The following is a 25013-nucleotide window of genomic DNA, read 5'->3' on the forward strand; positions in this document are numbered from 1 at the left end:
AAAACGACGCCATGGGATTTCATTCAAGCGTCCGTCTTTTAGGGCGTCTGACCGGTTTGATTGTGTCCGACGAGTTGGGCGACGGCCAGCGCCCGGACAGCTTCAGCATGCCAATCGAGGTCTCGGCGGTAACCGCGGCTACACGCTGTCTCGCCGGTTGAGGTCGTCAACCTTCAGCGTTGAACTATGGGGGTGCACTCGCTACGCATGCCTCGTTGACAACGATGGTCGGCGGCACCGCATCACCCACGACCGAAAGGCATAGTTTGACTGGCGCGCCAAAGAGTCTCCGTCCGTTCTTCAGCTACTACGGCGGCAAGTGGCGCGATGCGGTTCGCCTCTATCCCGCTCCCATTCACAATACCATCATCGAACCTTTCGCCGGGTCGGCTGGATATAGCCTTCGGTATCCGACAAACCGGGTTGTTCTCTATGAAATCGACCCGGTTATCGTCTCGGTTTGGCGATATCTGATTGCTGTGAAATCCGACGAGATCTTATCACTTCCTGATCTTCCGGAAGGAGGTGTGGTTGATGATCTGGCCATATGCCAAGAGGCAAGGTGGCTTGTTGGGTTTTGGCTTAACCGCGGCGCATCTAGTCCCCGTAAATCTCCGTCCAAATGGATGAGGGACAAGATCCGCCCTGGATCGTTCTGGGGTGATCGTGTCCGCAAAACGATCGCCAGTCAGGTTGATAGCATCCGTCATTGGGAGGTGCACAACAGCGGCTACGTCGAGTGCCCCGACGCGCTAGAAGCTACTTGGTTTGTCGACCCGCCATATCGAGAAGCAGGTCGCCACTACCGGTTCGGATCAGAGGTCATCGACTACCCCGCGCTCGGACGTTGGTGCCAAGAGCGACTTGGGCAGGTTATCGTCTGCGAAAATTCTGGCGCCGACTGGCTTCCCTTTCGTGAGCTGGCATCGACCAAAACCACAAGGGCGGCGCAGCGATCCAAAGAAGTCTGGTGGCAGAATACCTTCGGCGCCGTTGGTGATCCAGAGGCCGACAACGTCGCGTCAGATGGACGCGAAGATATCGACGAGAATGAAGCATGAGCGAACGAACCGCTCGGCTTAATCGATCGCTCCTGGGCGCTCTTGCCGCGCGCGTGGCGTGGCACAGTGATGTTTCTAGCAAACCGCTTCTAGTCGACTTTGCCGCTCCCATCGCGCTTCGCCTGAGGGTCTACATGTACACATTGGTGGGGGGTGTGGGTGAACGCGCCCGGCGGGAATACAAGGTGGTACTTCGAGTGAAGGATCATCCCATCGGCGAGTATGGTTCATTCGACCATTCAGACGGACGGTTTACCACAGTCGCCGGATATGACGCGGATCTGGACGTCTTTGTGCTGTGGGACGCGGTTCTACATCCACGCTTCAAGAATGGCGGCAATCTTCAGGTGCGAGATGAGGTCGTCCGGCAGGCGGCAGCTAGCGGAACAGCCGAACAGATTCGATCTTTGACGAGCGGGGCGAGAGAGGTGGTCCTCGCTTGCCAGAGCGGCGATCTTGGGCGTGCGTTGGAAGCCAGGATCATGGCAACGGGCGGCTTGGAGACCGGCGAATGCCAGACCTTTCTGAGCTGACCCTCCGAACGTCGTATCACAAGGGGCGCGACGATATTGCCCGAGATTTCTACCTGCCATGCATGTCGCGTTCGATACGATTTGACCGCGCCGTCGGATATTTCCGCAGTACGGCGTTCATCATTGCTTGGCCGGCCCTGAAAGGCTTCCTGCACCGGGGCGGTAAAATTCAGGTGCTTTGTTCGCAAGTTCTCGCCGACGCAGACATTGATGCGTTGGAGGCGGGTTACGCCGCGAGAGCCGATGCAAGTCTGGCGGAGCGTTTCAGGGAGGAAGTCGCGTCCCTCCTCAAAGACGATGCGGTACGGAGTCCTGCGCGGATCCTAGCCGGCCTGGTGGCGCAGAATGTTCTCGACCTTCAAATTGCCGTCCTGCGGCAGAGCGACTTGAGGTCGGCGAAGGGGCGTATTTTCCACGACAAGCTGGGCATTTTTCGAGACAGCCTCAACAACCGGGTCGTGTTCAAGGGGTCAATGAACGAGACTTGGACTGGTTTGGCCGCCGATGGGAACTTGGAGTCAGTCGATGTGGCCGCGACATGGCTCGGTGCCCGTGACCTGCAGCGCTGCCAGGCGGAGGAGGCGTATTTCGACGATCTCTGGGGCCGCGACTATCCTGGACTACTGGTACGCCCGTTTCCGCAAGTGGCGCGTGACGAGCTAAGGCGTGCGGCGCCCGCGGATCTCGAAGCGGCGATAGACGAAGCGCTCGAAACGCAATTGGCCCCGGTAGGAGATACGCGGGGGCGGGTGTTGAAGCCTCACCAGGCTCAAGGCTTGTCGTCCTGGACGGCTAATGGCCGGGAGGGGATTTTGGCCCTCGCGACCGGCGCGGGGAAGACGTTTACCGCGTTGTCGGCGATGCGCGAGGCTCTGACGCGGTTTAATGAAACGGTGATTGTCGTTGTTCCCGATCGGACTCTCTTTGGGCAATGGGATAAGGAAATTCGGGAAGCGCTGAGTGATTTGGACCTGCGTGTCTTAAAGGCGGGGGCTGGTCATACTCGCTGGCGTGCTGTGCTAAGGCAGTGGACCGCGCCCAGCGATCAGCCACGTTTGGTGTTAGCGACGCTCAAAACAGCTGCGAGCGATACCTTTCGCCAGCAGCTTTCTGGCGGCAAACACCTGATGATCGTGGCGGATGAGGTGCATAACCTTGGAGCGCGGAAGAATCAGGCGATCATGGTCGATGAGGCCTTTGGTGCTCGACTGGGCCTCAGCGCCACGCCGGAGCGCTATGGCGACCCGGACGGCACCGCAGCGATATTGAAATTTTTCGGGGGCGTCCTTCTGCCCCGATATGAACTTGCCGACGCTATTCGGGACGGCGTGCTGACGCCGTACTTCTATCGACCTCATCCAATTGAACTCGAGCAAGACGAAGCTGATGAATGGAGTCGATTGAGTCAAGAAATTCGACGTCTCCACGCCCGCGTCAAACAGAATGATACGACGGCGGGTCTTGGCGAGAAGATGCAAAACCTCCAGATCGCTCGGGCTCGTGTTGTCAAACACGCGCGAGCGAAAATAAATCTCGCCGCCACCGTGTTCTCGCAGCACTATAAACAAGGTGAGCGCTGGCTGATCTATTGCGACGATGGGCGCCAGCTGACGGAGGTCAGCGCAGCCCTTGGCACCATTGGCATCGAGGCCATGGCGTATCACTCGACTATGGACGGTGACCGTGACCAAACCCTCAAATGGCTGGCACGGCGGGGAGGGGTCATCGTCGCGATAAAATGCCTAGACGAGGGGGTCGACATTCCATCGGTAACTCACGCTCTGATCCTGGCCTCTTCGCGCAATCCCCGCGAATTCGTACAGCGACGTGGCCGAGTGTTGCGACGCTCACCGGGCAAGGCGCTGGCCTATGTCCACGACGCGATTGTTCTACCGCCGCGCACCGATACCCAGGAGAGCCAAGACCAGGAAAAGCCAGATACGCTGACAGCCGGCGAGCTGGTTCGGGCAATCGAATTTGCTGAACACGCCGCAAATCCAGCGTCGGCAACGGACCTTCAGCAGATTGCGATACGGGCGCGACTCAACTGGAATGCGTTGACTGGCTTGGGTGTGGAAGATGCGGAAGACTGATCTCAACGACATCCGTGCGGTGCTGCACAGAATCAGAGCGGCTCGATATCCCCATATCGATGAGGCGCTCCTTGACGCGATTCTCGAGGTCGAGGCTGGTGCGAGCGAGGACGATGCTCATGCGCTTCGAGAGGTGAGGCTTGCGGTGGACGCGAATCTCGCCGGGGAGCAGGACTGATGTTGCGGCTCATACGACTAGAAATTCAAGGGTTTGGACCCTTCGCGGACAAGCAGGTCCTCGACTTCCCCGACAAAGCCGGTGTCGTCGTCATTTACGGCGAGAACATGCGGGGCAAGACGACGCTGCTCAATGCCATCCGCTACGCGTTCTTCGGCAAGGTGAAGGGAAGAGGGCAAAGTCACCGAAAAATCCACAGTCTTTCAAATCGCGAGCTCGCCGCACAGGGAAAGTACGGGTTTGGCGTAACTCTCAAATTCGATTTTGATGGTGAGACATTTGAACTCTATCGGGGGCATGAGCCAAGAACGGAACACCCTGTTCACGATGGCGATTACCAATCTGAGGTCATGCTGCGAAAGGGTGCAAGGGTTTTAAGCCTTCCGGAGCAAGATCGCCTATTGGCCCAGATCTTCCCTGAAGATGTTTCTCGTTTCTTCCTCTTCGATGGCGAGCTTTTGCAGGAATATGAAGAGCTCATAATAAATGATAGTGAGGCCGGACCGCAAATCTCAGCGGCAATAGAACGGATTCTGGGTGTTCCCATTCTCAAGGCGGGGCGGCGACACCTTTCTGAACTGGTTGTCGAAAGCGACCGGCAGTCCGCGAACGAAGCAACGCGTCACAAAGATACTGAAAGCATGGGGGTGGCGCTCCAGCAGGCCATTACAATCCGCGATGGCCAACAGGCGGAGCTTGTGCGCCTCAATGACAAGGCTGCGGACCTGGCGCGGCAAAAGACCGATCTAGAGGTTAAGTTAGGGGCAGACCGGCGTTCGCAGGACCTAATGGCTCGCCGCCAGGCCGCGCTTGGGCGCGCTGACGCGGCCGCCGCGAAACAGGCGGCCCTCCGCTCAGATATCAAAAGAGCCTTGGTCGGATCTTGGCGCACTTTACTTCGCGATCCTATCCGGAAGGCCCGGGATGAAGCCCGGCTGCAGTTGCAGGATCAATTGGATCAAACGCGAGCGGAGCTTCGGCGTGCCGCGATCGATCTCGGTCATTGCGATGTTTGTGAACAGGATGTCGATGCCGGCCAGGCTGAACGGCTTAGGAAGCATTTGGCCGGACCTCAAGTGCATCAGGCGCGTCCAGCGCACCTTCAAATGCTAATGAGCTTTGATGACCAAGATGTATCCGCAGCCGTTCGCCTGTTGGCGCGGCAGATGCGGGAGCAGGCGGTAGAGGAGCAGCATGAGCGTGATGAGGCCAAGGAACTGATCAATGCCCTCGCTGATACTGACCAGCAATCGGTCCGTAGCACTCAGGCCAACTATGCCGAGGTGCTTGAGCAGGTGGGGGCGGTAAAGTCCGGAATTGATCGTCAGGCACTCGAGCTGCAGCGTCAAAGTGAACGTGTTGATGGCCTGCTACGAAAGCTTCAAAATACCGCCCTTGGCGATCTGAGTGCGATAGAATCCAAGGCTAAAATTCTTAGGGACTGCGCGGCAATATTTGAAGAGGCGGTTGAGGAATATAAATCTGATCTACGGGAGCGCGTGGAAGCGAGCGCTACTGATCTATTCCTGTCCATGACCACGGAGCAGGTCGACTATGACCGGTTGAGTATTAATTCGGACTACGGTTTAACGATTGTTCACAAGGATGGTCGTCCGGAAGACGCCCGATCGGCTGGGGCCGAACACGTTGTGGCCTTGGCTCTGATGGGAGCGCTGCAAAGGAATGCTCCTCTACGTGGTCCAATTGTTATGGATTCGCCTTTTGGTCGACTAGATGACGGGCATACTTCCAACGTTGTGAGCGGGCTGCACAAGATGGCGGATCAGGTTATTTTGTTGGTTTATGAAGCAGAAGTTGGGCGAAGAAGGGCCCGTGATCTACTTGGTTCTCGTTTAGTCGCCGAGTATGAACTCGAAAAGGTCAATAGCCGGCGTAGCAATATTCGGGAGGCCCGGTGATGGAAGACCGTCGTAGTATTGGGCTGACGACCGAAGCTCAGCGTCAGATAGACGATATCATGGCTATGGATTGGTTTAGCGAGGCTCAGGAAGCCGCCCGGTTCGCAATGGCCTATGCAATGCGAAACGGGGTGTCACCGGCTCACGCGTCCGGAGTCGACACGCGCTGGGCTAGCGGCCTTTTCGATCCCACTGGTGAGATCGTGGCGTTGATGGGCGCTCTCTATCCGGATGTTTCCACGCCAGTGCGGGCGATCGAGGGACTGGTTAATGAGGGGATAGGCCTCGTGCACGATCGGCTCGTAACTCGCGGCGAAACACCCGCTGATCTTTTGCCATAAGGACGACGACATAGCCGAGCCTACTGCCGCGCGCGCGGTGGTGCCGCGAGCGGCGTCAACGCGGGCTGGCTCCGTTCCTGGTCATCGAACGCGAAGGCAGCGCTGCAACTCGCAGCCGTCAAGTGTCAAGCTGGATGTGGAACAAGCGGGTACTCGACGCCTGGATGGCAAGTAAGGGCGGTCTTTCTAATGGGAAGCTGCGGTTGAACGTCCCGCCCCAAGCGCCGGCAGCGGCGCGAATACCAGCGGCCGCGACCGTTTTTGTCGCATGAGCCGATCATGATCTCCTCGCCAGACACCGCAGCATGTGCCCAGCGAACTCGTCATGATGCTGGGTGATCTGAAAGTTCAACCTGGTTGCTGGTGGCGCCGACCCTTTACACCTGCAATTGTGTCCGGGGGCCGGAGCCGACTCGGCTCGTAAATCAAGTCTACTGGGGCGGAACATGACCAATCAGATCATCAATGTTGCTATTCATGATCTGGAGCGCGGCGAAGACGGCTTTCGTGTGAAGACCGGCAACGATCATCTCAAAGTCACGCCGACCACCCAACGCGTTGTCGACGAGTTGTACGAGCTCTACAGTCGGCGAGCTTCGAAATCGTACGGTAAGTTCTCGGCCGCAGGCGATGCCGCGCCTACGGAGAAGCACCTTCGCGACTATCTTGCCGATAAGTCCGACTTTTCGGACCTTACCGACAAGATGATGGCGACTCTCAAGCATCAGGCCGGCCTGAAGAATTCGGCTCATGGTGGGCACGTGTTCTTCGCGCATTTTGAACGCGACAGCCGCCAGTTCCTCTTGGTCGCAATCCTCAACGACAAGCTGAGCGCAGCCCTCACGAGCTCCTACGATGTGGCGGATGTTCAGCACCTCGACATGGATGGCTTTCGCTTCGCCGGCCGTATCAACCTCACCGGCTGGGCGGCCAACGAGGAGCGTTACATCGGCTTTCTCAAAGGCAAAGGCGCGGTCTCCGAGTATTTCATGGCCTTCTTGGGCTGCGACAACTCTGTACAGGTTCGACAGGATACGACTGACCTGGTGCAGGCCTTGAAGGGCTATGCCGACGCTCAGGGCATGATCGGCGAAGAGCGCGACGAATTTCTTGGGAAGGCGAAGACGATCTGCGACAAGGCCTCGCGCAATCGCGAGGAGATCGAGTTCGAGGCCCTCGCGAACGAGCTTGCGCCGAAGGACCCAAAAGCGCTCTTATCCGTCCTGACCGATCCCGACCGGAAGCTCAATGACCGGTTCGTGCCGGACCGACGTGCGCTCAGTTCTCTGGTGAAGTTCAAGGGAAAGACGGCGCAATGGTCGGTGGAGTTCGAGCGCGATGCCTTGAGTGGTGGAAAGGTTCGCTACGATGCTAGCGAGAACAGCCTGACTTTGCTCGACCTTCCCGACGACCTTTCCGCCCAGCTCAGGCATGAGTTGGTGAAGGATGCCTAAGCTCCGTTTCGAGCAGTTGCTGGGTCTTTATCGAGACATCGATTTCGACCCGACAGGTGATGAAGGGGCCCTGGTCCTGTCGACCCAGCAGCAACTCACCGATCTCCAGTTTATCGAAACCGATGACGCCGCTGGCGAAGACGCCAATCTTGCGGTGCTCGGTGACCCGACCATGCTCACGATAGGGCAAGCTGTCCGGCTGCGCGTCGGTCCGCCACGACTGGGACTAGGCCTGCTCGCCCGCTCGTTCGATGATCTCTTGAAGGCATCGGATGCGCGGATTGCGGAGCCTCAAGCCTATTTCGTCGTCAACGGAAAGATTGAGCCGCAGACGACACCATCGCCCGTCATCATCGCTTACCGCAAGGTGCTCGCGGTCGTGGCCCTGTTGGCTAAAGCCGCCGCCTATCTAGACCCGATGCGTCAGGAGCTAGTGTTCGTACATGACGGAAAGGTGGTCGTTCCAGTGCGGTACGACGTTGCCGTCTTAGACCGGATGTCCGGGACGACAATTGATGCCCTGCTCGAAAATTTCAAGGACGACGTCCATCAGGACCAAAAGCTGGCCATTCTCGAAAATGCCGTCGTTAAGATGGTCGAGAGCCAACCGGCCGCGAAGCGCTTCACCTACCTCTTGGACAATCTCTCTGCGCTCGCGGAGACGGTGCGACAAGGCTACAAGCTATTCGCGTCCAGCTTTTCCTACACGAAGATCAGGGGCGAGGTGGAGGCCGCTAAGGTCGATTACGTCGCCAAGATCCACAAAACCCTGATCGATATTCAGGGCCAGCTGCTGGGAATCCCAGTGGCCACCATTATTGTCGCCTCCCAGCTCAAAGCCAGCAAGGCTTGCGGAGTGGAGATCTGGACTAACGTCGCGGTTCTCGCTGGCGCGTGGGTGTTCCTCGCCCTGCTTCTTATCGCCATCGTCAACCAGTGGGTTACGTTGAGCGCGATCGGCGAGGACATTGCTGCGCAGAAGAAGCGGCTTGAACGTGACTACGCCGCGATCAGCGCGCAATTTCTGACCATCTTTGAAAGTCTGACTCGCCGTGTCCGATGGCATCGTGGGGCTCTCATCGGCGTCGGCATCGTTGCGGCCGCAGGCGCGATGTTCGCAACATACGCATATTCCCGCCTCACCAAGGCGCCGCTTGCCTGCTTCGTGCCGGAACAGGTGCCGCCCGGGACGAAGCCCTCTGCAAAGCCCCCCGCTCCGGTCGCGTAGGGCAAGTCTGCTCCCGCGCCGGGGGCATCAAAGACTTCCTCGCGCCCTTAGCTAGTGGAGCGAGGACGCCTTTGGGTTCGCCTTGCTCGCGCGGACCCCCGCAACACCAAGTGAACCTTATGGCACGCAAAGTTTGCGCCGAACGAAGGTGGCGTTGAAGCACATGAAGACCGGCAACCTACGACCTGCCAACTTCTGCTTGGCCATCGGAAACTAGAAAGCACCGTGCGCTATCTTGGCATCGAGATAGACGATGCGCTGGAGATGTCAGAGCAGATCGGGCTCTGACTGCGCTTCCTGACGCTTTTTGCCTGCGGCGGCAGCCCCGACTAAGCATCGGGGAAGTAGGGCGACCCGCCTCTCTCGCGTTCCGTCATCATCCCGCCTGAGGCGCACGCCTATCGCCTGTCTTCCCACGCTAGCCTACGATCGGCCGATTTGGCTGTTGTGATCGGACGAAACGCGGTCCTTTTAGTCGTCTCCGTAAGCAGCGGAGACGAGCGTGGAACCCTCCCAGACTGAAATCGAACTGCCGCGCAGCCGCAAGATGCTGCGCACCGCGCTGGGGCCGCTGCTGCTGGCCCGGCTCGAGGATGCCGGCGTCGCCGAGGTGATGCTGAACCCGGACGGCCGGGTCTGGATCGACCGCTTCGAGGGCGGCCTGGCCGAGGCTGGGCTAGTCCTGCCGCCCGCCGACGGCGAACGGATCCTGCGCCTGGTCGCCCACCATGTCGGCGCCGAGATCCATGCCGGCCGGCCGCGCGTGTCGGCGGAACTGCCCGGGACCGGCGAGCGGTTCGAGGGCCTGATGCCGCCGCTCGTGGCCGGCCCGGCCTTTTCCCTGCGCAAGCCCGCCAGCCGAGTGTTCCCGCTGGCCGACTATGTCGCCGCCGGCGTGATGGACGCCCGCCAGGCCGGGATTCTCGCCGAGGCCGTGCGCGAGCGGGCCAACATCCTCGTGGCCGGCCCCACCTCCAGCGGCAAGACGACCCTGGTCAACGCCTTGCTCGCCGAGGTCGCCGCTGGTGGCGACCGTGTCGTGATGATCGAGGACGTGCGCGAGCTGCAGTGCGCCGCGCAGAACCTCGTGGCCCTGCGGACCGGGGAGGGGACCGCCAGCCTGGGCGAGCTGGTGCGCTCGTCCCTGCGCCTGCGGCCCGACCGCATCATCATCGGCGAGGTCCGCGGCCCCGAGGCGCTGGACCTGATCAAGGCCTGGGGCACGGGGCATCCCGGCGGCGTCGGCACCCTGCACGCCGGCTCGGCCCTGGGCGCGCTGCTGCGCCTGGAGCAGCTGATCCAGGAAGCGGTCGTGACCGTGCCGCGCGCGCTGATCGCCGAGACCATCGACCTGATCGCCGTCCTGTCCGGCCGTGGCCGACAGAGACGCTTGATCGACCTTGCCCGCCTGGAGGGCCAGGCGCCCGACGGCGCCTACCAGCTCAGCCCCGTCTGAGACCTCGCCCCCCAAACCCCTGAAAATCTGAGGAGATAGTCTCGTGCTCACGAGCCTTGCCCAGCCGCGCGCCTATGCGCCCGGCCTTCGCCCCCGCACGCCCCTGCCGCGCCTGTCGCGCTGGATCTACGCCGGTCTCGCCGCCGCCCTGGCGCTGAGCGCCGCCCAGGCCCAGGCGGCCGGATCGTCGATGCCCTGGGAGGAGCCGCTCCAGCGGATCCTGGAATCGATCGAAGGCCCGGTCGCCAAGATCATCGCGGTGATCATCATCATCGTCACGGGCCTTACCCTGGCCTTCGGCGACACCTCCGGCGGTTCGCGCAAGCTGATCCAGATCGTGTTCGGCCTGTCGATCGCCTTCGCGGCCTCCAGCTTCTTCCTGTCGTTCTTCTCGTTCGGCGGCGGAGCGCTCGTCTGATGGCCGGCGATCGCGCCCTGGGGTTCGCCGCTCCTGTCCACCGCGCCCTCACCGAGCCGATGCTGCTGGCCGGCGCCCCGCGCGCGATCGCCTTGGTCAACGGCACCCTGGCCGCGGCCCTCGGCGTGGGCCTTCGGCTCTGGCTGGTCGGGCTCGGCGTCTGGTTCGTCGGCCATGCCCTGGCCGTCTGGGCCGCCCGCCGAGACCCGCAGATCTTCGACGTCGGCCGTCGGCACGTCCGCCTGCCGGTCCGGCTGGAGGTCTAGGCCGATGTTGGACCTTCGCGACTACAATCGCCGGGGCAAGGCCCTGGTCGACTACCTGCCCTGGGCCGCCCTGGTCGCCCCGGGCGTGGTGCTCAACAAGGACGGCGCCTTCCAGCGCACCGCCGAATTCCGGGGACCCGACCTCGACTCGGCCGGCGACGCCGAGATCGCCGCCGTCGCCGCACGGCTCAATGGCGCCCTGCGCCGGCTGGGCTCGGGCTGGGCGCTCTTCGTCGAGGCCCGGCGCGATCCGGCCATGGCCTATCCCGACAGCCGGTTCGCTGATCCGGTCTCGGCCCTGATCGACGAGGAGCGCAAGGCTCGCTTCCGCCAGGCCGGCGCGCACTTCGAGAGCCGCTACTTCCTCACCCTGGTCTATCTGCCGCCGGCCGAGCGAACGGGACGGCTGGAGGGCCTGTTCGTCGAGGGACGCGCCTCACGCGAGATCGACTGGCGCGGCGAGCTGAAGGGTTTCGTCGATCGGTCCGACCGCCTCCTGGCCCTGCTGGACGGGCTGATGCCCTTGGCGGCCTGGCTGGACGATGCGGCCACCCTGGCCTTCCTGCATGGGGCGGTGACCACCTCGCGCCAGCGCGTGCGTGTCCCCGAGACCCCCATGCAGCTGGACGCCCTACTGGCGACCCAGGCCCTGGACGGAGGGCTGGAGCCGCGCCTGGGCGACGCCCACCTGCGCGTCCTGACCGTCGTGGGATTACCCACCCAGACCGTCCCAGGCGTGCTGGACGAGCTCAATCGCTTGGCCTTCGCCTACCGCTGGACGACCCGCGCCATCTGCCTGGACAAGCCGGCCGCCGCCGCCCTGCTGGGCCGGATCCGCCGCCAGTGGTTCGCCAAGCGCAAGTCGATCGCCGCCTTGCTGAAGGAGGCCCTGACCCAGGAGCCATCGCCCCTGGTCGACAACGACGCGGGCAACAAGGCCGGCGAGGCAGACCTGGCCCTGCAGGATCTCGGCGCCGACGCGGTGTCCTATGCCTACGTCACCGCCAGCCTGGTTGTCTGGGACAACGACGCGGCGATCGCGGACGCCAAGCTGGCCTTGGCCGAGAAGGTGCTGCAGGGCCGCGACTTCACCGTCGCGCGCGAGCGGGTCAACGCCGTCGAGGCGTGGCTGGGGACCCTTCCTGGGCAAGCCTACGCCAATATCCGCCAGCCGCCGCTCTCGACCCTGAACCTTGCCCATATCGCGCCGCTGTCGGCGGTCTGGGCGGGCCCGCGCGAGAACGCCCACCTGGGTGGTCCGCCGCTGCTGATGGCCCGCACCGAGGGCTCCACGCCGTTCCGGCTTTCCCTCCACGTCGGCGACGTCGGGCACACCCTGGTGACCGGTCCGACGGGCGCGGGCAAGAGCGTGCTCCTGGCCCTGATCGCCCTGTCGTTCCGGCGCTATGTCGGCGCGAGGGTCTTCGCCTTCGACTTTGGCGGCTCGATCCGGGCCGCGGCCCTGGGCATGGGCGGCGCCTTCCACGACCTGGGCGGCGCGCTGTCGGGGCAGGGCGGCGCGGTCGCCCTCCAGCCGCTCGCGGCGATCGATGAGATGTCCGAGCGCAGCTGGGCGCTGGACTGGCTGGTGGCGATCCTGGCCCGAGAGGGCGTGGGCGTCACGCCCGCGGTTCGCGATCACGTCTGGTCGGCCCTGGCCAGTCTCGCCTCCGCCCCGGTGAACGAGCGAACGCTCAGCGGCCTGATCGCCTTGCTGGCCTCGCGGGAGCTGAAGGACGCGCTGGCCCCGTACGGCCTGGGCGGCGCCTGGGGCGCCTTGCTCGACGCCGACCACGAGAGCGTGGGCGCCGACGACGTCCAGGCGTTCGAGACCGAAGGCCTGTTGGGCACGGCCGCCGCGCCAGCCGTCCTGGCCTATCTCTTCCACCGCGTCGCGCGGCGCCTGGACGGCAGGCCGACCCTGATCCTCGTCGATGAGGCCTGGCTGGCGCTCAACGATGCCGCGTTCGGCGCGCAGTTGGAGACCTGGCTGGGCGCGGTGCGCAAGAAGAACGGCTCGGTGGTGCTATCGACCCTGTCGCTGGCGCAGGTCGAGAAGAGCGCCATCGCCGCGGCCATCGCCGAGCTCTGCCTGACGCGCATCTTCCTGCCCAACGCCTGGGCCATGGATCCGCAAGGGGCGGCGACCTACCGGCGGTTCGGGTTCAACGACCGCCAGATCGAGATCCTGGCAAGGGCCACGCCCAAGCGCGACTACTACCTGAGAACCGCAGCCGGCGATCGCCTGTTCGAGCTCGATCTTGGACCCGTGGCCCTGGCCTTCTGCGCCGCCGCTTCCAAGCCCGACCAAGCCGCCATCGCCGCCCTGCTCGCCGAGCACGGCTCGGCCGGGTTCGCCCGCGCCTGGCTGGTTCATCGCGGCCTTGGCTGGGCCGCCGACCTGCTGCCGGGCGAGCCCGGCGCCGACACCCCCTTCTTTCCGGAGCCCCTGTGATGACCCTGACCCGACGCCGCCTGGCGGCGGCCCTGACGCTCGCCTTGGCGGCCTCGCCGCCGGCGACGGCCCAGGTCGCCGTCTACGACCCCAGCAACTACGCCCAGAACGTGCTGCAGGCCGCCCGCGCCCTTCAGAGCGTCAACAACCAGATCGCCTCGCTGCAGAACGAGGCCCAGATGCTGATCGGTCAGGCCAGGAACCTGGCCGGACTGCCGTATTCGTCGTTGGCGGCCCTTCAAGCCCAGGTGGCCCAGACCCAGGCGCTGATCGGCCAGGCCCGGGGCCTGACCTATGACGTCGGCCAGATTCAGGACGCATTCAAGGGGCGATATGGCGCGGCGCCGCTCGGGGCCACGGATCTCGACCTGACCGCCCGGGCCGACCAGCGCTGGGCCACTTCGGTGGCCGGCTTCGAGGACGCCCTGAAGGTGCAGGCCGGCGTCATCGGCGGCCTGGAGACCGGGCGAGGAGAGATGCAGGCCCTCGTCTCGGCGAGCCAGGGCGCGAGCGGCGCCCTGCAGGCCGCGCAGGCCGGCAACCAGCTCCTGGCTCTTCAGGCCCAGCAGCTCTCGGCGCTCACGGCCTTGGTCGCCGCCCAAGGACGCGCTGACGCCCTTGAGGCGGCCGATCGCGCCGCCGCCCGCGCCGACGCCAGGGCCCGGTTCGACAAATTCATGGGCCGGGCCGGGGAGGCTTCGCCCAAGCCATGAACCGGTCCCTCGTCTGGGGGGCCGCACTGATCATGCTCTTCGGCGCTGCGATCCTGGCGGGTCGGGCCGCGCCGAAATCGACAATGGCCACGACGCCGTCGCCGCAAGGCGATCCGGCGCTGGCGCGCTGTCGCGCCGCCGGTGAGGAGGCGCTGGCCGATCCGGCGTGCCGGCAGGCCTGGGACGGCGCCCGCGCCCGGTTCTTCGGCCGAACGCCGGAGGCGCGGTCATGAACGACACCGGCGTCATCGACCGCTTCTTCGAGGTCTTCAGCCGCTACATCGATTCCGGCTTTGGCCTGCTGGGCGGCGAGGTCGCGTTCCTCTCGACCACCCTGGTGGCCATCGACGTGACCCTGGCCGCCCTGTTCTGGGCCTGGGCGCCGGGCGAGGACGTGCTGTCGCGCCTGATCAAGAAGACCCTCTATGTCGGGTTCTTCGCCTTCCTGATCGGCAACTTCCACACGCTGGCGACCATCGTCCTGACCAGCTTCTCGGGTCTGGGCCTGAAGGCGGCTGGTGGCGGGCTTTCGGCCGAGGACTTCCTGCGACCAGGCCGCGTCGCCGCCGCCGGCATCGACGCGGCCAAGCCGATGCTGGAGGCAGCCGCCGAGCTCAGCGGTTTTCCAGCCTTCTTCGAGAACATCGTTCAGGTGGTCGTGCTGCTGATCGGCTGGCTGCTGGTGGTCGTCGCCTTCTTTATAATTTCCGTGCAAATCTTTGTTGTCGTTATCGAATTCAAGCTGACGACCCTGGCCGGCTTCGTGCTCGTGCCGTTCGGCCTCTTCGGTCGCACCGCCTTCCTGGCGGAGCGCGTACTGGGCAATGTCGTCGCCTCCGGGATCAAGGTCCTGGTGCTGGCGGTGATCACCGGCATCGGCTCGTCGCTGTTCTCCGAGTTCACCGCCGCCATCGGACCTGGGCAACCCAATCTCGAGACGGTTCTGGCCCTCGGGCTGGCGTCCCTAACCCTGTTGGGCCTCTCGGTCTTCGGGCCAGGCGTCGCCGCGGGCCTCGTCTCCGGTGCGCCCCAGCTGGGGGCCGGGGCCGCCGTGGGCACCGGGCTGTTGGTCGGCGGCATGGCCATGGCCGGGGCCGGCGCCGTGCAGCTCGCGGCGGGCGGCGGCGCGAGCCTGGCCGCTGGCGCCGGCGCCGCTGGCGGCGGGCGGTCCGGGCCGACGGGCGGCGGTGATCTCAGGCCGCCATCCGGGCCGCAGGATCCAGGACCGGCGCCAGGCGGGGCCTCCGCCTCGGGGGCTCCACCGGCCAGCCCGCCGCCGCGCGGCGACGCCTCGAACGGCGGCTCGCAAGGTGGTGAGGGTGGCGCAGGTGGCGCGCCGACCTGGGCGCGCGAGCTGCAGCACCGCCAAGCCATCGCCCACGGGGCCGGCCTGGCCGCCCACACCATCGCCAGCGGCGACGCAGCCGGCGGCGGAGCCAATCCATCTCTTTCGGAGGATCGCTGATGAATCCCTTCAAGGGCTCGCCGCGCCTTGGCGCGACGCCCATTCCCGAAACCCCCTATCAACGGGCCGGCCAGGTCTGGGATGCGGGCGTCGGCGCCTGGCGCGCCCAGGCCGCCGGATGGCGCCTGGCGGCGCTGGGCCTGCTCGTGGTCAATGCCGGCCAGTCGGCCGGGCTGATCTGGCAAGCGGCCCATGGCGGCGTCACGCCCTGGGTCGTCGAGGTCGATCGCCTGGGCGAGGCGAGGGCGAGCGCGCCGGCCGTCCAAGGCTGGCGACCCACCGACCCGATGATCGCCTGGAGCCTGGCGCGGTGGATCGAGGATGTGCGCGCGCTGCCCGCCGACCCCGTGGTGCTCGGTCAGGCCTGGCGCCGCGCCTATGACTTCGTGGACGACGCCGGCGCCGTGGCGCTCTCCGATCATGCGCGGGGCGCCGATCCCTTCGGCCAGGTCGGCAAGGTGCAGGTCACGGTGGAGGTGTCCAGCGTCGTGCGGGCCTCCCCGGACAGCTTCCGCGTCGCCTGGATCGAGCGGCGCTACGAGAACGGACAGCTGGCCGTCACCGAGCGCTGGAGCGGCATCCTGACGATCGCCATGCGCCAGCCCCGCACGCTCGACAGCGTTCGCAAGAACCCGCTGGGAATCTTCATCCATTCAATGGCCTGGTCCAAGGAGTTCACGTCATGACGACGCGTGTTGGATCGCTTCTTCTCGGGGTCTGCGCGGTCGCGATCGTTGCGCCTGCTTGGGCTGCGGCAGAACCTGGCGATGATCTTCCGGCGGCGAGCGCCGCGCGTCGGACCTACCCCTACGAAGACGGCATGGTCTACCGGGTGCTCGCCAGCCCCGGCCGGATCACCGACCTGGTGCTGCAGCCTGGCGAGCGTCTGGCGGCTTCCGGCCCCCTGGCGGCGGGCGACACGGCGCGCTGGATCATCGGCGAGACCTCCAGCGGGACGGGCGGCGAACAGCGCGTCCATGTCCTGGTCAAGCCCACCGCCGCCGGCCTGGCGACCAACCTGATCGTCAACACCACGCTGCGCACCTATCACCTGGATCTCGTGGCCGTGCCACGCGGTGGCTATCCGGAGGTGCGCTGGCGCTATCCTCAGGCGCCGCTCGTCGTCGTGGCCGCGCCGGCGGCGCCGGTCGCCAAGCCGGGGATCGTCGAGCCCGACCTTGCACATCTGAACCTGGCCTACCGGATCAAGGGGCCCCGGGTGGCTTGGCGCCCCAAACGCGCCTTCGACGATGGGCGCCGCACCTATGTCGAGTTTGGCCCGGAGGCGAGGCTGGCCCAACTGCCGCCGTTCTTCCTCTCCGCCGAGGACGGCAAGTCGGTGGAGCTGGCCAACTACATCATCCAGGGCCGGCGCATCGTCGTCGATCGCGTCATCGACCGGGCCGAGCTGCGCCTCGGGCAAGGGCGCTGGGCGCGGCGGATCTCCATCGTGCGGGAGACTGGCCGATGAGCGATCCGATCGCAACGTCCGTCGATGACGAGGAGAAAGCCATCGCCCGCACCCTGCGCCTGCGCGCCAGCCCGCCGCCGGTGACCCGGATCTCCCGCCGCGCCCTGGCGGTCAGCGGCGCCGTCCTGGGTCTGGGTCTGGCCGGAGCGCTGGGCTGGTCTTTGATCGAGCGCCGCAAGCCGCCGGCTGAACCGGCCTATGCTCCGGCGCCGCCGCCGCCCGAGCCGGTGGCCAACGCGCCGCGAGGCTATGTCGGCCCGGCCAGTGCGCCCGTGCTCGGGCCGCCGCTGCCGGGCGACCTGGGCCGGCCGATCGTGGCCAGCCAGAAGGCGCGCGATGACCGTGACGCCGTGGCGATTGTGAATGAGGCCAAGGCGCCGGACGTAACACCCGTCGATCCGGCGATCGCCGCGGCGCGGGCCCAGCGCCAAGCCGCCGCCGCCAGCGCCCTGTTCGCGGCGGGACCGCGTCGGACGGAAGGCGATCGGCCTGCCGAGCCCGTCGTCTCGCCGATCTCCGAACCGGTTCCCGACCCCCGGGTGGTGAGCACCGAGAGGCTGCAGGCGCCGGCCTCACCCTATCTCCTGCAGGCCGGTGCGGTCATCCCCGCAGCTTTGGTCACGGGCTTGCGATCCGACATCAAGGGGCCAGCCATCGCCCAGGTGACCCAGGATGTGTTCGACAGCCTGGGCGGCGGTGTCCTCCTCATCCCGGCCGGCGCCCGCTTGGTCGGCGAATACGAAGCTGGGCTCAGCGCCGGCCAGAGCCGCCTTGGCGTGGTCTGGACCCGGCTGATCCTGCCATCAGGGCGCTCAATCGTCTTGGACAAGGCGCCGGCCGCCGATCCGCAAGGTCGGGTCGGCTTGCAGGACGGGATCGATCGCCATGGCCGCGAGGTGCTGGGCGCCGCCGCCCTGAGCACCTTGCTGGCGGTCGGCGCCGAAGCCGGCGCGTCGGACGAATCCGATCTGGCCCGGGCGGTGCGGCGCGGCATGTCCGACACCGTCGGCGATGTCGGCCGGCAGATGGTCGGGTCGAGCCTCTCTCGCGCGCCGACCCTGACCATCCGGCCAGGCGCGCCGCTGCGCGTCTTGCTGACGAGGGACCTGGTGCTGGAACCCTATCTGGAAAGGAATGGACAATGAGCAAGCTGAAGCTCGGACCGATCGAAGACGACACGCCGGTGAAGATCACTCTGGATTTGCCGGCCTCGCTCCATCGTGACTTGATCGCCTACGGACAGGCCCTCGGCTCGGAGACCGGAACCAAGGCCGTAGAGCCGGTAAAGCTCATCGGTCCGATGTTATCGCGCTTCATCGAGACCGATCGCGGTTTCGTCAGGGGCAGACGGTCGGGCAAGGCCTGAGGAACCTTCGTCAGGTGCGCTGAACGCTCTTGTCGAAGCGGTCGACCGAAACCAACTCGGCTTTCACGGCTAGATTGGGGGGGATGATCCGCAGAAGCCTAGGGGTTCGCGCGACGACGTCGAGTTGGCGCGAGCGGCTTCGATCGATCCAGGCATGCGCTCTGTGACGCGTGCCTGCGGCAGGCCGGACGCTCGTCCCTAGCCGGCGGCGCCGGACCCGCAAGGCGGCTTGCTTCCTCCGCTTCGCTCCGTGCAGCGCGCCCCGCTGCGCGGCGGGCCTGCGGCCCGGCCTTGCTGCTCCGGCTTTGCCGTCTGGACCGCGCTCGTCCGGCCCGCCGCAGGGGCGCGCCCGGCAAGGAGCGCAAGCCATGTCCGACAATTCCCGATCCCTCGACGCCAAGACCGCCCGCATCGCGGCCCTCAACGACGCCCTTCGCCACCGCCCCGGTCCGGGCTGGACCTGCACCGCCGGGGTCCAGGCCCACGGTGAGGCGTTCTTCGCCAAGGTCCTGGCCGCCGTCGCCGCCTTTGACGACTTCGACGCCGACAACGACCCGCACGGCGAGCGCGACTTCGGCACGCTGCGCGTCGAGGGCCAGCGCCTGTTCTGGAAGATCGACTACTACGATCTGGCCCTGCGGTTCGGGTCGCCGGACCCGGCCGACGTCTCGGTCACGCGTCGGGTTCTGACCGTGATGCTGGCCAGCGAATATTAGAAGGTCAGGCCCCGCTTCGGCGGGGCCGCTCGGCCTCAGCCCAAGGCGCGGTTCAGCGCGAGGGCCAGGCGAACGCCGGCCCGCTTCAGTTGCAGCGCCACGGCCGTCTGGGCGGTCTGGCCGTAGCCGGCGGGGAGGGCGATTGGCGCGGTGTCCGACGCGCAGCCCGGCTTTGAGCCGAGCGTGTAGACTGTCGATTTACCGACGGCGTAGCTCTCCATGGCCCACGTCCTGGCGTCACCGCGTTCCCAGGCCTTGCGCTCAGCCGGGGTGATCTCGGCGGTCAGGCGGGCCGCCAGCTTGGTCGGATCGGGCTCGATGGCTTCGACCGCCACCGTGTCCCAGTAGCTGTGCAGGTTGACCGTGCGCGGGCCGCCCAGCGCCAGCGGCACGCAATTTCCGCCCCGGTCCTGGTTGTCGGCGGCGTGCAGCGGCTGGTGCAGGTCGCCCACGAAATGCAGCACGAACTTGAAGGCGAGAAGGCGCTCGGCCGGATCGGTCGCCGGATCGGCCAGTTCCTTGGTGAAGGCGTCAAGGCGCCCGATGATGCAGTCCTTTTCCGGCCCCGCGCTGGCGGGCGTGGCGCTCGCCGGGAAGCCAAAGCAGGCCGCCTCGATGTCGGGGTGGGCCACATCGATATTGGCGAAGTGCCAGTTGGTGGTCTGCCTGTGGTCCTGGCGCCAGGCGTCGGCCCAGGACGCGCGTGCGCCAAGGTCGGGCGAAGTCAGGATGTCGGTGTCCGCCGCCAGCAAGGCGTCAACGGCTGCGGCCGCCTTGGGGTTCAGGTAGCCGCGCGCGATCTGGGCGACCGCGGCGTGTCCCGTACGGCCCCAGGCAAGGGCTGGCGCGGGCAGGGCGGCAAGGCTCGCCAGGGCGAGCGCCAGAATCTTCGAACGCATGAACTTTCCTCGGTCTTGAGCATGGGCTGATGCGGCAGGGCGCCGGCGCTCGCAAGCCCGAAGGGCGCGTTTCTCGCTGTCGCGACTCATGATTTCGTTCTGCGCTTCGGTCCGAGGTCGTAGGAAACAGCATGGCTCCCGAAGCCTTCGTCGCCCTGGCTAGCGGCTTGGCCATGGTCAAGGCCAAGACGGTGATGGGCGCGGTGCGGCTGGCGGTCGGCGGCAAGACCTTCGCCACCGTCGGCTGGCCCGAGGCCGGCATGGCGGTCGTCAGCCTCGTTCCGGCGGACCAGAGGGGCCTGATGGCGCTGACCAAGGCCCTGGAGCCCGAGCCCGGAAGGCGCGGCCAGCGCGGCGTCACCCTGGTGCGGCTCCACGCCCTGGACGAGGCGACCGCCAGCCGCGTCGCGCTGGCCGCCTGGCGACACGCCCAAGGTCAGAACGCGGCGATCTCGGCCAAGGCGGGATAGGCGCTCGATCCAGGGACTCGCGCTTGGCGCGTAATACGCGCTAAGGTCGAGCTTCGGAGGCGCCATGGGCTGGTATGATGAGGAAGAAGCGGGGTGGCTGCCCGAGTGGGCCGTGACACCGATCATGTGGATCGGATGCCTGGCGACGGCGATCCTGCCCGCTGGCATCGTGCTTGCGCTCATTCAGCTGGTTTGGCCGCAGCCTGCGCCCGCGATCGGTGCGGGGGTCTATCTGGCCAGCGTGGGCTTGATGATCGCGGCCATCAGGCCTTGGACGGTCCGTTGAACCCCTCAAGGGCCGGGCGTCAGGATCGCCAGGACCATCGCCGCGCCTAGGCCGGCCACCACGGTGGCCAGCGCCAGGACGGCGATCCGACCGGCCGGCGACAGGAGGCGAGCGCTGGGGCGTCGGCGAAGCATGGTGTGAACCTCAAGCATGGGCTGGGACGCGGGCCGCCGACGCGATAGCGGGGCCGGGGTCCAGCGCCAAGCCCAGTTGCTCATCCTTAAGCGTCAGGTCCTTCTCGAAGCTGGACAGGGTGACCCCGACCAGCCGCACGCCCAGGCGCGGCGGATAGACCGAGCGGACGAGGTCCAGGCTCGTGCGGATCAGGGTTTCGCGCTCGGCGATCGGTCCAGGCAGGGTCCGGCAGCGGGTGGTCTGCTGGAAGTCGGCCCACTTGATCTTGACCGTGACCGTGCGGCCCCGCGCGCCGGTCTTGCCGCACCAGGTCCACACCTCATCGGCCATGGCCAGGATTCCGGCCTCGATCGGTTCGGGAGCGATCTGGTCCTGGTCGAAGGTGGTCTCCGATCCCGAGGATTTTCGCACCCGGTCGGGGTTGACCCGGCGGTGATCTTCGCCCCGCGCGATGGCGAAGAACCAGGGGCCCGACTTGCCGAAGTGGCGGCTCAGGAACTCCAGGCTCTGACGGTTCAGGTCCTCGCCGGTGTGGATGCCCAGGCCCTTCATCTTGGCCTCGGTGACCGCGCCCACGCCATGGAAGCGACCGATCGGCAGGCTGCGGACGAAGGTCGCTCCCTGTTCGGGCGGCACGACATACTGGCCGTTGGGCTTGCGCTGGTCGGAGGCGAGCTTGGCGATGAACTTGTTGTAGGACACGCCCGCCGAAGCGGTCAGTCCGGTCTCCTCGAGAATTCTCGCGCGGATCTCCCGGGCCGTCGCCGAAGCGGTAGCCAGGCCCTTGCGGTTCTCGGTCACGTCCAGATAGGCCTCGTCGAGGGACAAGGGCTCGATCAGGTCGGTATAGTCGGCGAAAATCCCGTGGATCTGCCGCGACACGGCCTTGTAGACCTCGAAGCGCGGCGGCACGAAGACGAGGGTCGGGCACAGGCGCATCGCCGTCGTGGAGGGCATGGCCGAGCGAACGCCGAACTGGCGCGCCTCATAGCTGGCGGCGGCGACCACGCCGCGCCGGGCGCCATGGCCAACGGCCAGCGGCCGGCCCCTCAGGCCAGGATCATCGCGCTGTTCCACCGACGCAAAGAAGGCGTCCATGTCGATGTGGATGATCTTGCGAATCCCGTCGCCGTCCATGGCTCGGGCATAGCACGAGTTGAACGAAAGGGGAACATGCGGGCGGGCGTCACTCGCCGGGAAGGCGTTCATAGATGACCACCCGCGAACCCTTCAGCGGCACGGTGTCCACCCATCTGTAGTGGTCGCGCAGCTCGGCCTTGACCACGGCGGCGACCGCGAAGTTGAAATCCCTCGCCACCGGCTCGTGGTCGACGATCACGGACGGCTTGGCCGCGAGGATGCGGCGCACCTCGGTCATCTGGTCGATCCCGATCGCGCCGTTCTCGCGCTTGAGGTTGAGGTGTCCGGCGAAGGGGTAGCGACTGGGCAGGCACGAGCCGGTGTAGTGGTAGAGGAGCGGGCTGCCGTCCCAGACATAGAGGCAGTTGGTCAGGCGCGGCCGGATGGCCGCGACCATGGTTTGCATCTCCGCGGCCGTGCCGCGCTTGAGGTGCATCTTGCGGATCACCACGGCATTGGCGACGCCTCCGGCCAGCAGGACCAGGCTCGCGGCGGCCACGGACGCTGTCCGGCGCGGCAGGGCGAAGAGCGGCGCCATCGCCGCCGCCAGGGGCGCGAACAGCGGCAGGGCGTAGTGGTCGAAATAGGTGCCGAACACCAAGTAGCCGACGACGGCGGCGGCCAGCCAGGCCATGACCAGCCTGAAGGTCTCTGAGCCCTTCTCGAACCGCAGCCAGGGCCGCATCGCGCAGACCAGCACGACCAGGAACACCGGCAGGTGCAAGGCTCTCCAGGCCTTGCCCAGGCGCTTGAGGAGTTCCGCAGGCGTGGCGGACGAGCGGTCGCCGATCGACAGGAAGTTGGCGTAGACGAAGGCCTGGCCATGGCCGGCGGCGGCGTAGAACGCCCAGGCCGCGGCGGTGGGGAGCACGGCGATCGATATCCAGAGACCAGCGTCGATGGCCAGCCGGTCCCAGCAGCGGCTGGCGCGCCAGGACGCCCAAAGCAGCACCAGGCCCAGGAACAGGCCCTCGAACACGACGGTGTATTTGACCTGCATGCCCAGGCCGACCAGGGCCATCGCCAACGCGCCCAGCCCGCGGATGCGCCGCGGCGTCGCCACGGCTGCCGAGGCTTGGAAGCTGGCCCAGGCCGCGCCGGCGACGAGCAGGTTGTAGAACACCGGGGCCTGGCCGCCGGTCCCGCCCACCAGGCCCAGCAGCATCAGATAGGCGACGCCCGCGACCGTGGCGGCTGGCCGGCCGGCCATCGGCGCGGCGATGCGGGCGATGATCCAGGCGGTGGCCGCCGCGAACACGGTCGCCACGACCTGATATTCGACCACGCCGTCGCCGCCCAGAAGCCGAATGGCCGCGTAGATCAGGAAGAGGCCGACCGGCTTGCGGTCCCAGATATCCACGAAGGGCAGGGCGCCGTGCAGCATGCGGTCGCCGACCAGCAGGTAAAAGCTCTCGTCGACATGGACTAGCGGATTGCCGAACTGACCGCCGCGCAGGAGCAGGGCGCTGGCCAGGAGGATGACGCCAATGGCGGGCCAGCCCAGCCAGGCGGGCTCGCCCTGAGGGAGCCCCGGGTTCCGGACCGGGCTGCTCATGGCGCCTGCACCTTGGTCTCGAGCGGTGCGGCCGGAGCGGTCTTGGCGGCGGGCGGCGATCGCCACGTCAGCTTCTGGGCGGCGCGGTAGTTCCAGACCGCGCCTAGGACCACGCCCACCGTCCCGGCCGCCCACCAGGCCGTACCAAGCGATTCCAGGGCCGCCCCGGCCAGGGCGCTGACAAGGCCGCCGGCTAGGCAGGTGGCGTAGAAGCTCGCCAGACCTCGCCAAAAGGCCGGGCCTCTCAGCCGACGGTCGCGGAAGGTCAGGCTGTTGTTGAGCACGAAGTTCCAGCTCATCGCCACCAGGATGGCCAGGGACTGTCCCAGGATGAACGGCGCGGCGGCCAGGTGGGCCAGGGCCAGCACCGAAAGGTGTATGGCCAGGCCCGTGAGGCCCACCAGCAGGTACTGCGTCACCCGCGCGGTGAGCCAGCCGCCGGTCCGCTTCTCGACCAGCAGGGCCAGGAGGTCGAAGACCACCCGGAAGTCGAGCTTGGACTCGCCGCCGGCCCGCGGGCGCAGGGCGGTGGACACCTGGGAGACGCTCGGGCGGCGGCGATCGGAGGCCACGACATCGACGAGTATCTTGAATCCCAGGCCCGAAAGTCGAGGGCGCACCCGGGCGTACCAGTCGCGCCGCATCAGGAAGCAGCCACTCAGGGGATCGGCGAGCCGCAGGCCGAGCAGGCCGCTCGACAGGGCGATCCCCAGCCGGCTGATCACATGGCGGTGGGGCGCCAGGCCCGAGCCCTGGCCGTCGATATAGCGGCTGGCCACCACGAGCTCGACCCCGTCCTGATCCATGCGGGCCATCATGGCCCCGATCAGGGCCGGGTCGTGCTGGCCATCGCCGTCCATGATCGCCAGCCGCTCGCCCCGCGCCACGTCCCAGCCGGCGATCGCCGCCGAGGCCAGGCCGCCTGTGGCCTGCCGGCGCACGAGGCGCAGCGCCGGGTGGGCGGTCATCCGGGCGCGCACGACGTCGGCCGTTCGCTCGTCGGCGGAATCGTCGACCACGATGATCTCATGGGCCAGGCCGTCCAGGCTGGCGCCCAGATCATCGATCACCCCGCCGATCGCCTCGTGTTCATCCAGGGTGCAGATGACGACCGACACCTTCGGAGACGTGTCGCTGGGGGCGGCGCGGTCGAGCGCGGGGCTGGGCAAGGTCATCGAGGGTGGGGGTCCGTCGCCAGGGAACGCCGGCGGCTGGACCGGCGTCGAACGCGCCGTCGCGGAACATGACGGCGCGCGGACCCATAGGCGCCGCGACCGGGGACGCGATTGACCCAATCTGACGGCCGTGGATGGTTTCGGCGGAAAACGGCGCGGATGGCCCGCGGATGGCTAATGCTCGACGCGCCGCGCGCGCGAAAGCGACGAAGATCAGCAG

General features: G+C 66.3%; 27 protein-coding genes and 1 pseudogene. 23 read left to right on the forward strand and 5 right to left on the reverse strand.

Going from position 1 to position 25013, the window contains the following annotated elements; all coding sequences use genetic code 11:
- Nucleotides 1-224 precede the first annotated feature (224 nt).
- The 21 genes and pseudogenes from AC07NF_RS01530 to AC07NF_RS01630 all read left to right on the forward strand — a co-directional run bounded on the left by AC07NF_RS01530 (nt 225) and on the right by AC07NF_RS01630 (nt 19133).
- Nucleotides 225-1061 (forward strand): hypothetical protein, encoded by an 837-nt coding sequence (locus AC07NF_RS01530; RefSeq protein ID WP_494632186.1) that lies wholly within the window; start codon nt 225-227, stop codon nt 1059-1061.
- Complete coding sequence (locus tag AC07NF_RS01535) at nt 1058-1594, forward strand: hypothetical protein (protein WP_494632183.1); 537 nt, start codon at nt 1058-1060, stop codon at nt 1592-1594. Before AC07NF_RS01530 ends, AC07NF_RS01535 begins: the two co-directional genes overlap by 4 nt.
- Nucleotides 1573-3687 carry a DEAD/DEAH box helicase family protein gene (locus AC07NF_RS01540; RefSeq protein ID WP_494632180.1) on the forward strand — a complete coding sequence of 705 codons (2115 nt, stop codon included), beginning with the start codon at nt 1573-1575 and terminating at the stop codon, nt 3685-3687. The genes AC07NF_RS01535 and AC07NF_RS01540 overlap by 22 nt, the downstream gene beginning before the upstream one ends.
- Nucleotides 3674-3865, forward strand: a complete 192-nt coding sequence (locus tag AC07NF_RS01545; RefSeq protein WP_494632179.1) for a hypothetical protein — start codon at nt 3674-3676, stop codon at nt 3863-3865. The genes AC07NF_RS01540 and AC07NF_RS01545 overlap by 14 nt, the downstream gene beginning before the upstream one ends.
- Nucleotides 3865-5784 (forward strand): AAA family ATPase, encoded by a 1920-nt coding sequence (locus tag AC07NF_RS01550; protein ID WP_494632177.1) that lies wholly within the window; start codon nt 3865-3867, stop codon nt 5782-5784. The genes AC07NF_RS01545 and AC07NF_RS01550 overlap by 1 nt, the downstream gene beginning before the upstream one ends.
- Complete coding sequence (locus AC07NF_RS01555; protein ID WP_494632174.1) at nt 5784-6125, forward strand: hypothetical protein; 342 nt, start codon at nt 5784-5786, stop codon at nt 6123-6125. Before AC07NF_RS01550 ends, AC07NF_RS01555 begins: the two co-directional genes overlap by 1 nt.
- A gap of 446 nt (nt 6126-6571) precedes the next feature.
- Nucleotides 6572-7579, forward strand: coding sequence for a nucleoid-associated protein (locus tag AC07NF_RS01560; protein ID WP_494632171.1), 1008 nt, complete (start codon nt 6572-6574; stop codon nt 7577-7579).
- Nucleotides 7572-8807 carry a hypothetical protein gene (locus AC07NF_RS01565; protein WP_494632169.1) on the forward strand — a complete coding sequence of 412 codons (1236 nt, stop codon included), beginning with the start codon at nt 7572-7574 and terminating at the stop codon, nt 8805-8807. The genes AC07NF_RS01560 and AC07NF_RS01565 overlap by 8 nt, the downstream gene beginning before the upstream one ends.
- A gap of 118 nt (nt 8808-8925) precedes the next feature.
- Nucleotides 8926-9095, forward strand: a pseudogene (locus AC07NF_RS01570) (integrase); the annotation flags it as partial.
- 259 nt (nt 9096-9354) lie between these two features.
- Nucleotides 9355-10263, forward strand: coding sequence for a P-type conjugative transfer ATPase TrbB (gene trbB / locus AC07NF_RS01575; RefSeq protein WP_494632794.1), 909 nt, complete (start codon nt 9355-9357; stop codon nt 10261-10263).
- Nucleotides 10264-10366: 103 nt separating this feature from the next.
- Entirely contained in the window at nt 10367-10681 is a 315-nt protein-coding gene (locus AC07NF_RS01580; RefSeq protein WP_494632792.1) for a TrbC/VirB2 family type IV secretion system protein, read from the forward strand.
- Nucleotides 10681-10947 (forward strand): VirB3 family type IV secretion system protein, encoded by a 267-nt coding sequence (locus AC07NF_RS01585; RefSeq protein WP_494632166.1) that lies wholly within the window; start codon nt 10681-10683, stop codon nt 10945-10947. Before AC07NF_RS01580 ends, AC07NF_RS01585 begins: the two co-directional genes overlap by 1 nt.
- 4 nt (nt 10948-10951) lie before the next feature.
- Nucleotides 10952-13402, forward strand: coding sequence for a conjugal transfer protein TrbE (trbE, locus tag AC07NF_RS01590; RefSeq protein WP_494632164.1), 2451 nt, complete (start codon nt 10952-10954; stop codon nt 13400-13402).
- Nucleotides 13402-14115, forward strand: coding sequence for a P-type conjugative transfer protein TrbJ (gene trbJ / locus AC07NF_RS01595; protein WP_494632162.1), 714 nt, complete (start codon nt 13402-13404; stop codon nt 14113-14115). Before trbE ends, trbJ begins: the two co-directional genes overlap by 1 nt.
- The gene (gene trbK-alt / locus AC07NF_RS01600) at nt 14112-14348 is read left to right on the forward strand and encodes a putative entry exclusion protein TrbK-alt (protein ID WP_494632160.1); all 237 of its coding nucleotides are present in this window, start codon (nt 14112-14114) and stop codon (nt 14346-14348) included. The genes trbJ and trbK-alt overlap by 4 nt, the downstream gene beginning before the upstream one ends.
- The gene (gene trbL / locus AC07NF_RS01605; protein WP_494655317.1) at nt 14345-15580 is read left to right on the forward strand and encodes a P-type conjugative transfer protein TrbL; all 1236 of its coding nucleotides are present in this window, start codon (nt 14345-14347) and stop codon (nt 15578-15580) included. The genes trbK-alt and trbL overlap by 4 nt, the downstream gene beginning before the upstream one ends.
- On the forward strand, nt 15580-16266 hold the full coding sequence (gene trbF / locus AC07NF_RS01610; RefSeq protein WP_494631701.1) for a conjugal transfer protein TrbF: 687 nt from the start codon (nt 15580-15582) through the stop codon (nt 16264-16266). The genes trbL and trbF overlap by 1 nt, the downstream gene beginning before the upstream one ends.
- Nucleotides 16263-17051, forward strand: a complete 789-nt coding sequence (locus tag AC07NF_RS01615; protein WP_494631700.1) for a TrbG/VirB9 family P-type conjugative transfer protein — start codon at nt 16263-16265, stop codon at nt 17049-17051. Before trbF ends, AC07NF_RS01615 begins: the two co-directional genes overlap by 4 nt.
- Nucleotides 17048-18196, forward strand: coding sequence for a TraB/TrbI/VirB10 family type IV secretion system protein (locus AC07NF_RS01620; RefSeq protein WP_494631699.1), 1149 nt, complete (start codon nt 17048-17050; stop codon nt 18194-18196). The genes AC07NF_RS01615 and AC07NF_RS01620 overlap by 4 nt, the downstream gene beginning before the upstream one ends.
- A complete protein-coding gene (locus AC07NF_RS01625) occupies nt 18193-18417 on the forward strand; it encodes a DUF2274 domain-containing protein (protein WP_494631698.1) in 225 nt (74 codons plus the stop codon). Before AC07NF_RS01620 ends, AC07NF_RS01625 begins: the two co-directional genes overlap by 4 nt.
- Before the next feature lie 368 nt (nt 18418-18785).
- Nucleotides 18786-19133, forward strand: coding sequence for a DUF3768 domain-containing protein (locus AC07NF_RS01630; RefSeq protein ID WP_494631697.1), 348 nt, complete (start codon nt 18786-18788; stop codon nt 19131-19133).
- A gap of 35 nt (nt 19134-19168) precedes the next feature.
- On the opposite strand, the gene AC07NF_RS01635 is transcribed toward AC07NF_RS01630, so the two are convergent.
- Nucleotides 19169-20032 (reverse strand): S1/P1 nuclease, encoded by an 864-nt coding sequence (locus AC07NF_RS01635; RefSeq protein WP_494631696.1) that lies wholly within the window; start codon nt 20030-20032, stop codon nt 19169-19171.
- Between the two features lie 131 nt (nt 20033-20163).
- Here AC07NF_RS01635 and AC07NF_RS01640 point away from each other — a divergent pair, with 131 nt between their 5' ends.
- Nucleotides 20164-20502 (forward strand): hypothetical protein, encoded by a 339-nt coding sequence (locus AC07NF_RS01640; RefSeq protein ID WP_494631695.1) that lies wholly within the window; start codon nt 20164-20166, stop codon nt 20500-20502.
- Between the two features lie 64 nt (nt 20503-20566).
- Entirely contained in the window at nt 20567-20788 is a 222-nt protein-coding gene (locus AC07NF_RS01645; protein WP_494631694.1) for a hypothetical protein, read from the forward strand.
- A gap of 5 nt (nt 20789-20793) precedes the next feature.
- On the opposite strand, the gene AC07NF_RS01650 is transcribed toward AC07NF_RS01645, so the two are convergent.
- From AC07NF_RS01650 to AC07NF_RS01665, 4 genes are read right to left on the reverse strand one after another with little or no spacing between them, the layout of a single operon-like run.
- Nucleotides 20794-20922, reverse strand: coding sequence for a hypothetical protein (locus AC07NF_RS01650; protein WP_494631693.1), 129 nt, complete (start codon nt 20920-20922; stop codon nt 20794-20796).
- A 10-nt stretch (nt 20923-20932) separates the two neighbouring features.
- Complete coding sequence (gene dinB, locus AC07NF_RS01655) at nt 20933-22060, reverse strand: DNA polymerase IV (protein WP_494631692.1); 1128 nt, start codon at nt 22058-22060, stop codon at nt 20933-20935.
- 49 nt (nt 22061-22109) lie between these two features.
- Entirely contained in the window at nt 22110-23618 is a 1509-nt protein-coding gene (locus tag AC07NF_RS01660) for a glycosyltransferase family protein (RefSeq protein WP_494631691.1), read from the reverse strand.
- The gene (locus AC07NF_RS01665) at nt 23615-24793 is read right to left on the reverse strand and encodes a glycosyltransferase (RefSeq protein ID WP_494631690.1); all 1179 of its coding nucleotides are present in this window, start codon (nt 24791-24793) and stop codon (nt 23615-23617) included. The genes AC07NF_RS01660 and AC07NF_RS01665 overlap by 4 nt, the downstream gene beginning before the upstream one ends.
- Nucleotides 24794-25013: the final 220 nt, after the last annotated feature.

It is taken from the genome of Caulobacter sp. GW821-FHT10A06 (assembly GCF_059415805.1).

Coding starts and splice junctions, on each gene's coding strand:
- AC07NF_RS01560 (WP_494632171.1), top strand. CDS start 6,572: ATGACCAATCAGATCATCAATGTTGCTATTCATGATCTGGAGCGCGGC.
- trbJ (WP_494632162.1), top strand. CDS start 13,402: ATGACCCTGACCCGACGCCGCCTGGCGGCGGCCCTGACGCTCGCCTTG.
- trbL (WP_494655317.1), top strand. CDS start 14,345: ATGAACGACACCGGCGTCATCGACCGCTTCTTCGAGGTCTTCAGCCGC.
- trbF (WP_494631701.1), top strand. CDS start 15,580: ATGAATCCCTTCAAGGGCTCGCCGCGCCTTGGCGCGACGCCCATTCCC.
- AC07NF_RS01640 (WP_494631695.1), top strand. CDS start 20,164: ATGGCTCCCGAAGCCTTCGTCGCCCTGGCTAGCGGCTTGGCCATGGTC.
- AC07NF_RS01535 (WP_494632183.1), top strand. CDS start 1,058: ATGAGCGAACGAACCGCTCGGCTTAATCGATCGCTCCTGGGCGCTCTT.
- AC07NF_RS01620 (WP_494631699.1), top strand. CDS start 17,048: ATGAGCGATCCGATCGCAACGTCCGTCGATGACGAGGAGAAAGCCATC.
- trbK-alt (WP_494632160.1), top strand. CDS start 14,112: ATGAACCGGTCCCTCGTCTGGGGGGCCGCACTGATCATGCTCTTCGGC.
- AC07NF_RS01530 (WP_494632186.1), top strand. CDS start 225: ATGGTCGGCGGCACCGCATCACCCACGACCGAAAGGCATAGTTTGACT.
- trbE (WP_494632164.1), top strand. CDS start 10,952: ATGTTGGACCTTCGCGACTACAATCGCCGGGGCAAGGCCCTGGTCGAC.
- AC07NF_RS01545 (WP_494632179.1), top strand. CDS start 3,674: ATGCGGAAGACTGATCTCAACGACATCCGTGCGGTGCTGCACAGAATC.
- AC07NF_RS01665 (WP_494631690.1), bottom strand. CDS start 24,793: ATGACCTTGCCCAGCCCCGCGCTCGACCGCGCCGCCCCCAGCGACACG.
- AC07NF_RS01650 (WP_494631693.1), bottom strand. CDS start 20,922: ATGCTTCGCCGACGCCCCAGCGCTCGCCTCCTGTCGCCGGCCGGTCGG.
- AC07NF_RS01555 (WP_494632174.1), top strand. CDS start 5,784: ATGGAAGACCGTCGTAGTATTGGGCTGACGACCGAAGCTCAGCGTCAG.
- AC07NF_RS01635 (WP_494631696.1), bottom strand. CDS start 20,032: ATGCGTTCGAAGATTCTGGCGCTCGCCCTGGCGAGCCTTGCCGCCCTG.
- AC07NF_RS01615 (WP_494631700.1), top strand. CDS start 16,263: ATGACGACGCGTGTTGGATCGCTTCTTCTCGGGGTCTGCGCGGTCGCG.
- AC07NF_RS01625 (WP_494631698.1), top strand. CDS start 18,193: ATGAGCAAGCTGAAGCTCGGACCGATCGAAGACGACACGCCGGTGAAG.
- AC07NF_RS01660 (WP_494631691.1), bottom strand. CDS start 23,618: ATGAGCAGCCCGGTCCGGAACCCGGGGCTCCCTCAGGGCGAGCCCGCC.
- AC07NF_RS01630 (WP_494631697.1), top strand. CDS start 18,786: ATGTCCGACAATTCCCGATCCCTCGACGCCAAGACCGCCCGCATCGCG.
- AC07NF_RS01645 (WP_494631694.1), top strand. CDS start 20,567: ATGGGCTGGTATGATGAGGAAGAAGCGGGGTGGCTGCCCGAGTGGGCC.
- trbB (WP_494632794.1), top strand. CDS start 9,355: ATGCTGCGCACCGCGCTGGGGCCGCTGCTGCTGGCCCGGCTCGAGGAT.
- AC07NF_RS01540 (WP_494632180.1), top strand. CDS start 1,573: ATGCCAGACCTTTCTGAGCTGACCCTCCGAACGTCGTATCACAAGGGG.
- AC07NF_RS01550 (WP_494632177.1), top strand. CDS start 3,865: ATGTTGCGGCTCATACGACTAGAAATTCAAGGGTTTGGACCCTTCGCG.
- AC07NF_RS01585 (WP_494632166.1), top strand. CDS start 10,681: ATGGCCGGCGATCGCGCCCTGGGGTTCGCCGCTCCTGTCCACCGCGCC.
- AC07NF_RS01565 (WP_494632169.1), top strand. CDS start 7,572: ATGCCTAAGCTCCGTTTCGAGCAGTTGCTGGGTCTTTATCGAGACATC.
- dinB (WP_494631692.1), bottom strand. CDS start 22,060: ATGGACGGCGACGGGATTCGCAAGATCATCCACATCGACATGGACGCC.